At 60.5% G+C, this 8,404-nt stretch carries 9 protein-coding genes; 7 read left to right on the plus strand and 2 right to left on the minus strand.

Annotated elements, in window-relative coordinates; all coding sequences use genetic code 11:
• From RCH93_RS07610 to RCH93_RS07640, 7 genes are all read left to right on the plus strand, one after another.
• Positions 1 to 480 (plus strand): hydrogenase small subunit (locus tag RCH93_RS07610; RefSeq protein ID WP_306547744.1); only part of this gene is annotated, 480 nt, incomplete at its 5' end.
• Positions 481 to 507: 27 nt separating this feature from the next.
• The gene (gene hybA / locus RCH93_RS07615) at positions 508 to 1,539 is read left to right on the plus strand and encodes a hydrogenase 2 operon protein HybA (RefSeq protein ID WP_306547745.1); all 1,032 of its coding nucleotides are present in this window, start codon (positions 508 to 510) and stop codon (positions 1,537 to 1,539) included.
• Between the two features lie 81 nt (positions 1,540 to 1,620).
• Positions 1,621 to 3,321, plus strand: a complete 1,701-nt coding sequence (locus tag RCH93_RS07620; RefSeq protein WP_306547746.1) for a nickel-dependent hydrogenase large subunit — start codon at positions 1,621 to 1,623, stop codon at positions 3,319 to 3,321.
• Positions 3,322 to 3,323: 2 nt separating this feature from the next.
• The gene (locus tag RCH93_RS07625) at positions 3,324 to 3,833 is read left to right on the plus strand and encodes a HyaD/HybD family hydrogenase maturation endopeptidase (protein WP_306547747.1); all 510 of its coding nucleotides are present in this window, start codon (positions 3,324 to 3,326) and stop codon (positions 3,831 to 3,833) included.
• Positions 3,811 to 4,935, plus strand: a complete 1,125-nt coding sequence (nrfD, locus tag RCH93_RS07630; RefSeq protein ID WP_306547748.1) for an NrfD/PsrC family molybdoenzyme membrane anchor subunit — start codon at positions 3,811 to 3,813, stop codon at positions 4,933 to 4,935. Before RCH93_RS07625 ends, nrfD begins: the two co-directional genes overlap by 23 nt.
• 345 nt (positions 4,936 to 5,280) lie before the next feature.
• On the plus strand, positions 5,281 to 5,610 hold the full coding sequence (locus RCH93_RS07635; RefSeq protein WP_306547749.1) for a hypothetical protein: 330 nt from the start codon (positions 5,281 to 5,283) through the stop codon (positions 5,608 to 5,610).
• Positions 5,611 to 5,745: 135 nt separating this feature from the next.
• Entirely contained in the window at positions 5,746 to 6,723 is a 978-nt protein-coding gene (locus RCH93_RS07640; RefSeq protein ID WP_306547751.1) for a diguanylate cyclase, read from the plus strand.
• Positions 6,724 to 6,784: 61 nt separating this feature from the next.
• Here RCH93_RS07640 and RCH93_RS07645 read toward each other — a convergent pair whose 3' ends face one another.
• Positions 6,785 to 7,663 (minus strand): DUF1186 domain-containing protein, encoded by an 879-nt coding sequence (locus tag RCH93_RS07645; RefSeq protein ID WP_306547752.1) that lies wholly within the window; start codon positions 7,661 to 7,663, stop codon positions 6,785 to 6,787.
• A gap of 109 nt (positions 7,664 to 7,772) precedes the next feature.
• Positions 7,773 to 8,404: YkgJ family cysteine cluster protein (locus RCH93_RS07650; protein ID WP_306547753.1), on the minus strand; the 632-nt coding region annotated here is incomplete at its 5' end.

Raw genomic sequence — 8,404 nt, forward strand, 5'->3', positions numbered from 1 at the left:
ACGGTCATTCATTTCCTCACCTTCAACAAGCTGCCGGCCTTGGACGACAAAGGCCGCCCGAAATTCGCCTACAGCCGCCTGATCCACGAAAATTGCGAACGTCGGCCGCATTTCGACGCCGGCCGCTTTGCCGAGGAATTCGGCGACGAAGGCCATCGCCAGGGATTCTGCCTCTACAAGCTGGGCTGCAAAGGTCCGGAAACGTACAACAACTGTTCCACGCTGCCCTTCAACGACACCCCCGGCTGCTGGCCGGTGGCCACTGGCTCGCCCTGCTTCGGTTGTTCTGAAGAGCATGTGGGGTTCCACAGCCCGCTGTTCTCCAAGGCCAAGGTTGTTTTCCCCACTCCGCCTGCCCAGCAGCCCGATGCGGTTCCGCCCAAGGGCGGCGGCGCGAAAGGCTTTGCATACGGCGTGGCCGGGGCGGCCATCGGTGCGGCGGCGGTAGCCCTGTCGCAGCGCGGCGGCAAGGAAGACTGATCACTCAGCTCGGGAGCAACGAATACCATGGCAATCAACAGACGGGATTTTCTCAAATTTTCGGCGGGAACCGGCCTGATGCTGACGGCGGGCGCCACCCCCGGTCAGGCGGCGCCCAAGGGGCAACTGCCGCCCGATGCGGTCGGCATCCTCTACGACGCCACCCTGTGCATCGGCTGCATGTCGTGCATGGTCAACTGCAAGAAGGCCAATTCGGAACCCGGCGGGGCCTTGTATCACAAGGAAACCGCCGGCCTGATTCCCTTTGAATATCCGGCGGACGACAAGATTTACGACGCGCCCGACGGCCTGTCCGACAAGACCCTGTGCGTGATCAAGGCCTATCGGGGCGGCGAACAGGCGGACAAGGCAAGCCAGGCCAGCAAGAGCGGCCCGGCCTTCTCGTTCATCAAGCAGCACTGTTTGCACTGCATCGAGCCGGCCTGCGTTTCGGTCTGCCCGGTGGCGGCCCTGCAGAAGCAGCCGGACACCGGCATTGTCACCTACAACAAAAACAAATGTTTCGGCTGCCGGTACTGTCAGGTGGCCTGTCCCTTTGGCATTCCCATGTACGAGTGGGAAAAGGCCTCGCCCTCGGTGGTGAAGTGCCAATTGTGCAATCATCGCTACGCGCAGGGCAAGTACTCGGCCTGTTGCGAATCCTGTCCCACCGGGGCCTCGATCTTCGGCAAGGTCAAGGATCTGCAAGAAGAAGCCAAACGGCGCCTGACCCTCAAGCCCGGCGACACCTACGCCTACCCGGTCAAACGGGTCGACGGCGCCGAGCGCACCGAGCAGGTGGTGTCGGAATACGTCAACCATGTCTACGGCCTCGAAGAAGCCGGCGGCACGCAGTATCTCTTTCTCGCCGGGGTGAGCTTCGACAAGCTCGGTTTCAACCCCAAGGTCACCAACCAAGTCTATCCGGAATTCACCTGGAGTTACGTCTCCCATGTGCCGGCCCTGATCGGCACCTTGCTGGTGGCCGGAACCGCGTTGCGGGTGGTGACCCAAAAAATCGAGAAAAAGAAGAACGCCGGCACAGGGGATGCGCCCTGATTTCATCGGGCAGTCTGTCCTCGCATACTTTGACACTTGTGACATTCACCCCCTAGCAACGGGAGCGTAAAGGAGAACATCATGGCCAGAAAAATCACCATTGATCCAGTAACCAGAATCGAGGGGCATCTGCGCATAGATTGCGAAGTCGACAACGGCAAGGTCACCAATGCCTGGTCGTCGGGGCAGATGTGGCGCGGCATCGAGATTATCCTCAAAGGCCGCGACCCCCGCGACGCCTGGGCCTACGCCCAGCGCATCTGCGGCGTCTGCACCACGGTCCACGCCATGGCCTCGGTCCGGGCGGTGGAAGACGCCCTCAAGCTGGAAATACCATTGAACGCCCAGTATATCCGCAACATGATCGTCGGCGCCCACGGCATCCACGACCACATGGTCCATTTCTATCAGTTGTGCGCCTTGGACTGGGTGGACATCGTCTCCGCCACCACCGCCGATCCGCAGGCCACCGCCGCCCTGGGGCAGAAGCTTTCCAACTGGAAGGGCAACAGTGTCCAGGAGATCAAGGCGGTTCAGGATCGGCTGAAAAAATTTATCGGCAGCGGCCAGTTGGGCCTCTTTGCCAGCGGCTACTGGGGCCATCCGGCGATGAAACTCACTCCGGAGGTCAACCTGCTGGCGGCCACCCACTACCTGCAGGCCCTGGACTACCAGCGCAGGATCAACACCGTGGTGGCGATCCTGGGCAGCAAGACGCCGCACATCCAGAATCTGGCGGTCGGCGGCGTCACCAACCCGATCAACCCCGACAGCCCGGCCAACCTGACGGTCGAAAAACTGTTCCACATCAAGACCCTGATTGACGAGGTCGGCGATTTCATCAATCAGGCCATGCTCACCGATGTGGCCGCCATTGGCGCCTATTACGCCGACTGGACCAAGTACGGGGCCGGCGTGCTCAACTATCTGTCCGTGCCCGACATGCCCATGGACAGCAAGGGCACGGTGTTTGCCCTGCCCGGCGGCTACATTCCCGGCGGCGACATCACCAAGTTTGCGCCCATTGCCAGCCACAAGGAGAAGGTGCTCTACGACTCGATCAAAGAATCGATCAAGCATTCCTGGTACAACGGCAACTGGGACCGGTCGCCCTACGAGGAGGACACGATCCCCAACTACACCGGCTACGACTACGACAAGAAATATTCCTGGGTCAAGGCGCCGACCTTCATGGGCCAGCCGGCGCAGGTCGGGCCGTTGCCGCACGTGGTGGCGATGTACCTTGCCGGGCACGCCGTCACCAAAAAATATGTCGACGCCACCCTGGCCAATGTTTCCGCCCTGGCCGGGGCCACGGTGGGCATTGACGCCCTCCATTCGACCATCGGCCGGATCGCGGCCCGGGTGGTGCGCTGCGCCGTGCTCCACGACACCATGAACGTCCAGTGGCAGGCCCTGATCGACAACATCGGCAAGGGCGACTTCGACACCTTCAACGCCCCGGTGTTTCCACGGGGCGAGCAGCGCGGCACGGGCTTCCACGAGGCCCCGCGCGGCACGCTTTCCCACTGGATTGTGATTGAAAACGGCAAAATCAAGAACTATCAGGCGGTGGTGCCTTCCACCTGGAACGCCGGCCCGCGCAACGGCGAAGACGCCCTTGGCCCCTACGAGGCCTCGCTGGTGGGCAATCCCGTTGCCGACGCCGAATTGCCGCTGGAGGTGCTGCGCACCATCCATTCCTTTGACCCCTGTCTGGCCTGCGCCATCCACCTGGTGGACGGCAAGAAAACGCCGATCAGCAAGGTCAAGGTGCTGTAATTATGGGAGAGGATGGCGTGAAAACGCTGGTGCTGGGCATCGGCAATCTGTTGATCGGCGACGAGGGGGTGGGCTGCAAGGCGGTTGAGGAACTGTCGCGCCGCTACACCCTGCCGGCTGCGGTCGAGTGCGTGGACGGGGGAACAGCCGGGTTTGAGCTGCTGTCCATGATCGACAGCAAGGAGCATCTCATTTTGATTGACGCCCTGCGCAATGATCGCCCGCCGGGGACTGTGGTGATGGTCGAGGACGAGCACGTGCCCAGGGCCTTTCTCGCCCGGACCACGCCCCACCAGTTGGGCATCTGCGACGTGCTCGCCGCCGCCCAGCTGTGCGACGCCATGCCCAAGCGCCTGACGTTGTACGGCATAGAACCCAAACAACTTGATGTCGGAATCGGCCTTTCTCCGGAAGTGGAGGCCGGAATGGAGAAAACCATCGGAGCCGTGGTCGAACAACTCCGTCACTTTGGATATGAGGTGAAACGCAATGGAATCAAATCCGAACATTAAAACCTGGACCCCGACGACCATCGTCATGGTCCTGCTGATTATCGCCGGGACCGTGATTGCCGTCTACCGGATGGTGATGGGCCTGGGGGCTTCCACCAACCTCAACGACGGCTACCCCTGGGGCTTCTGGCTGGGGCTGGACGTGCTCGGCGGCGTGGCCATGGCGGCTGGGGGCTTTATCATCGCCTGCGCCGTCTATCTGTTCAACTGGAAAAAATACCGGCCCATTGTCCGGCCGGCCATCCTCACCGCCTTTCTCGGGTATCTGATGGCGGTGGTGGCGCTCTTTCTCGATATCGGCCACCCCTTCCGGCTGCCGCATCCAGCATTTATGTGGCAATACCACTCGGTGATGTGGGTTGTGGCCATGCACGTTATCTTCTACACCACCACCCTGGCCCTGGAGTTCAGCCCCATGCTCTTTGAGCGGCTGGGCTGGGAAAAGGCGCGACAGGCAGTGGGCAAGGTGATGGTTGGCGCGGTTATCTTCGGCGTCATGCTCTCCACCCTGCACCAGTCGTCGCTGGGCGCGGTGTTTCTTATCTCGCCGTCCAAGATGTCGCCGCTGTGGTGGGACACCAAGCTGCCCTTTCATTTCCTGGTGTCCGCCGTGGCCATGGGCCTTTCCATGGTCAGTTTCGAGACCATGCTCAGCGGCAAGTTTCTCCAGCACAAGGTCGACAAGGAGATTTTTTACGGGCTGGCCCGGGGCAGTTTGATCGTGCTCAGTTTCTATCTGCTGCTGAAGGTGTACCAGTTGTTTGCCGTGGCCAGTCCCGGCATGGCCTTTGACGGCTCGGTGGAAGGCAACATGTATCTGCTGGAAATGCTGATCGGGGTGGTTGTGCCTATCGGCATCCTCAGCGTCAAGAAGATGCGCACCAACATCAACACCATTTTCTCGGTTAACATTATGGTTATTGTCGGCGTCATCCTCAACCGGCTGAACGTCTGTCTGTTCAGCATGGAAAGCTACAATGCCTGGCGCGGCTTTTCCTACTCGCCGTCCTGGAAGGAGTTTTTGGTGTCGTTGGGCGTGATTTCGCTGGGCGTTTTTCTCTATAAGATGTCGGCTAAGCATCTGCCGCTGTTTTCACACTGATTCAAAGGAACGGGGCGACGGGGGTTGGGGGAACAGCCATGCGGGCGGTGCGTGTCCCGCCCGCATGGCCGGTCGCTTCGTCATAAGGCTCATTCCATTTCAACCGTGAACACGCTGCCTTGTCATATACAGGCGAGATCTCTCCCTTCGGTCGAGATGACAAAAAAAGAACGTTGGCCAAGGGATAACATCTTAGTTTTTCAGGAGTTTCTTTGGGGCGGTCATTTCTCACTTCGTTCGAAAGGCACACCCGTTTGGACGAGGTGTTGCCGTGACCATCATGCTTGGCTTGATTTGGAAATGGAATAAGAAGGCTCACGAGGGACTGCTGCCAATATGCGCAATATGAAAGCAACAACGGCCCAAACGGCCAAAATGGCCCGAAACATGTTTTTTCTTGCCGGGATGGCGGCAGCCGCGGCTCTGCTGCAAGCCGCCCCGGCGCAGGCCAGCGAGGAATGTCACGAACTGGTGCGCAACAAATGCGGGTCCTGTCATTTCGTGACCTATGTCTGTCCGAGGATAGCAAAGGGCAAGGGCGCCATGTCCTGGAGTGGGGTGGTCAAGGATATGGTCAAGGAAGGGATGGCGGCCACGGAGCAGGAACAGGAGAAAATAGTGCGCTGTCTGGCTGAACCGGACGCCAAAGTCAAGGCGCTTTGCCCCGTGAAGTAGCAGCCAGAACCGGGCCAACCACAAAGGGGGCTGACGGCGCGCGCCGTCAGCCCCCTTTGTGGTTGTAACATTTTGTTGGGTGGGTTCCTGTGCGGTTTCTTGACTTTCGCCCTGTTTTCCACCACTATGGAAGACATGAAAAAGAAAGAGAAAATAAACGACAGCCCGCTCTTGGTGGTTGACGACAACCCGGTCATCGTCAAGCTGTTGGGGGCGATGCTTGCTCAGGCCGGCTACCCGGTGACTGCGGCAAACAGCGGTCAGCAGGCCTTGGCGCTGCTCGAGTCTTTCCTGCCGGATTTGATCCTTTTGGACATCGACATGCCCGGTCTCTCGGGGCTGGAAACCTGTCGGATTATTAAAGGCAATCCGCGCACCGCCGATATCCCGGTCATTTTCGTCACCGCCAACAACGACAAAAGCAACATCGTCGCCGGGTTTGAGGCCGGGGCCCACGACTACATCATCAAGCCGTCAACCAGAGAGGAACTGCTCGCCCGCGTCCGAACGCATCTGGCGCTGTGCAAGACCCAGCAAGCGCTCAAGGCCAGTCGAGCCCGCTACCGCGAACTTTCCTACATTGACGATCTCACCGGGTTATACAACACCCGCTACCTCTACCAGACCCTGCAGGCCCACCTCGATCAACATCCGCATCGCCCGCTCACCGTTGTTTTCATCGATATCGACCATTTCAAGCGGGTGGTCGACACCTATGGCCATCTCAACGGCAGTCGCGCCATTGCCGAACTGGCGGCGGTGGCCAAGGGGTTGCTGCCCAAGGGCTGTTACGGGGTGAGTTACGGTGGCGACGAGTTCGTGCTGGTGCTCGCCGGTCACGACGGCCGCACGGGCGGGCAGGTCGCCGAACAGATCCGCGCCGCGATTGCCGACAATCGCTTCCTGGTCTCGCAAGGCCTTGAGGTGCGCCTCACCGTCAGTTGCGGCATGGCCTCCTACCCCGAAGACGCCAACGATTTGGTGAACCTGCTGGGCAATGCCGATCACGCCCTGTTTGAAACCAAACGCAGGGGCAAAAACGCGGTTGTCGCCTACGCCGAGATGAAGGCCGCTCCGCAACAGGACGGCTTTTTGCCCGTCGATCCCCACTGAAGGCCGTTCTTCTCTGCCTTCGTCTCGTTTTATTCTCGGTTTCTTCCCGGTCTCGTCTCGTTTAGCGCCGATTTTTCTTGCGCGCCTTCTTGGCGGCCTTGTTCTTGGTGTCGCCGGATTTCTTCTTGTTCTCGGGTTTGATTTTCTTTTCCGGCTTCTCTGGCTGCTGCGGCGGTTGTTCGAGTTCTTCCTGGTGGAATTCGGCAAACCAGGAGATGTAGCCGTGGATGTCGGCCGGCATCCGCGCCTTGACCCAGGTCTGCAGCGATTCCTGCGTCGCCTCCCGGCTCAGTTCGCTCGCCACCTCGACATTCCCCCAACCGATAAAGCCGGGTTGCACAATCTTGTCGTCAAAGGCCTTGCGGATGATCTCCATCGAGTCCCCCGGATGAAGATCGCACAGGGTTGCCGCCAGGTTGCCCCAGAAATAGGATTCGCGATCGGCCTCTTCACCGGTGAACAGTCCCTGGAGAAACTGCACCACCTCGTCCCGCCGGCTTGGCTCAAAGGCCGCCACATAGGATAGGGCCTCCATGGCCGCGCAGCGCACATACTGGTCAATGGTCCGGTTGACGACCAGCTCTTTGATCGCCTCAATCGAGCCGTCGCAGGTGTTGTAGAGCAGGGTGGGCAGGGTTTCGGTGGTCATGTCGCCCCACAGGTCGGCCAGCGGCTCCGGAGCAACGGAGAAAGCGCGGACCAGCGGCAGGTGGGCGGCGGGCTCGCGGAAATGGGACAACAGCGTGGCGGCGTAGACGTGGGCGTTGTGTTCTTCCAGCACCTGGCGCAGCGGGTTTTCGGCAGCGTCCTCGATGATCCTGAGCAGATGCGGGGTCAGCGCCTCCTGATGGTTCAGGGCTTCGTCCACCTCGTCGCGCAGATAGGTGCTGCTCAACAGGTCGAACTTGGCAAGAAGGGTCTGGATTTCGGAATCGTTCATACCGGCGCACCTCAGGCATAGATGGGAAGAAGGGGCAAAAGTTGCGGCACTTTATATGCTTTTGCCCCTGCAGTCAACGGAATGTCGGCGTCGGAAAGGGGAGATTGGGTTACCGGGTCTGGAGGCTCAATCGGAGGCCTGCGGGGGTGTTGACCGCCTGGATTCCCAGGGGGAGCAGCAGTTGAAACAGGGGGCGGCCGAAGTAGAATAGTTCCTGGGCTACCGAAAGACGGAAGTTGACGGCCGCCTGGGAACGCAAGGCGAGATCGCGGGCAACGGCGGTTTCGAGCTCGGCCAGCCGGGGGGCGGTGAACGCGCCTTGTTCAATGTTCTGGCGGACGGTCAGCAAATCCGGACAGGGGCACTGCGCCTCATGTTCTCGCACCAGCGGCAGCAGCGGGTCGTCGTCGGCGATGCAGTCAAAGCGGGTCAGGAGGTCCTGTCCGGCTATGTCCAGCAGCGGCCCGGTGTTGGTGCAGTCGAGCAGGCCGCAGGCCATCGGCCGGCGCTCGTATCGGCCGCAACCTTTTGTTGCTTCGTCATAAAAGACGCACTGCCAGGAGCCGTTTCGCCCGGTCAGTTTCAGGAATTCGTGGGCGACAGGTTCGGGACTGGCGGCCAGCGGCTGGAAGGCCAACTCGCCCCGGCGCACGGTGATCAGGTCGTCCAGGCGGAGATGGCCGGAGCGCAGCAATTCGAGGTCCGGGCCGTGCAGGGCCGGGCCGCCTTGGCGGCAACAGG

Source organism: Desulfobulbus sp. (assembly GCF_030824455.1).
In the GTDB taxonomy this organism is placed as follows: Bacteria; Desulfobacterota; Desulfobulbia; order Desulfobulbales; family Desulfobulbaceae; genus Desulfobulbus.

Bases quoted from the DNA above. Each gene is read 5' to 3' on its own strand.
- RCH93_RS07640 (WP_306547751.1), top strand. From the start codon at position 5,746: ATGAAAAAGAAAGAGAAAATAAACGACAGCCCGCTCTTGGTGGTTGAC.
- nrfD (WP_306547748.1), top strand. From the start codon at position 3,811: ATGGAATCAAATCCGAACATTAAAACCTGGACCCCGACGACCATCGTC.
- RCH93_RS07635 (WP_306547749.1), top strand. From the start codon at position 5,281: ATGAAAGCAACAACGGCCCAAACGGCCAAAATGGCCCGAAACATGTTT.
- hybA (WP_306547745.1), top strand. From the start codon at position 508: ATGGCAATCAACAGACGGGATTTTCTCAAATTTTCGGCGGGAACCGGC.
- RCH93_RS07645 (WP_306547752.1), bottom strand. From the start codon at position 7,663: ATGAACGATTCCGAAATCCAGACCCTTCTTGCCAAGTTCGACCTGTTG.
- RCH93_RS07625 (WP_306547747.1), top strand. From the start codon at position 3,324: ATGGGAGAGGATGGCGTGAAAACGCTGGTGCTGGGCATCGGCAATCTG.
- RCH93_RS07620 (WP_306547746.1), top strand. From the start codon at position 1,621: ATGGCCAGAAAAATCACCATTGATCCAGTAACCAGAATCGAGGGGCAT.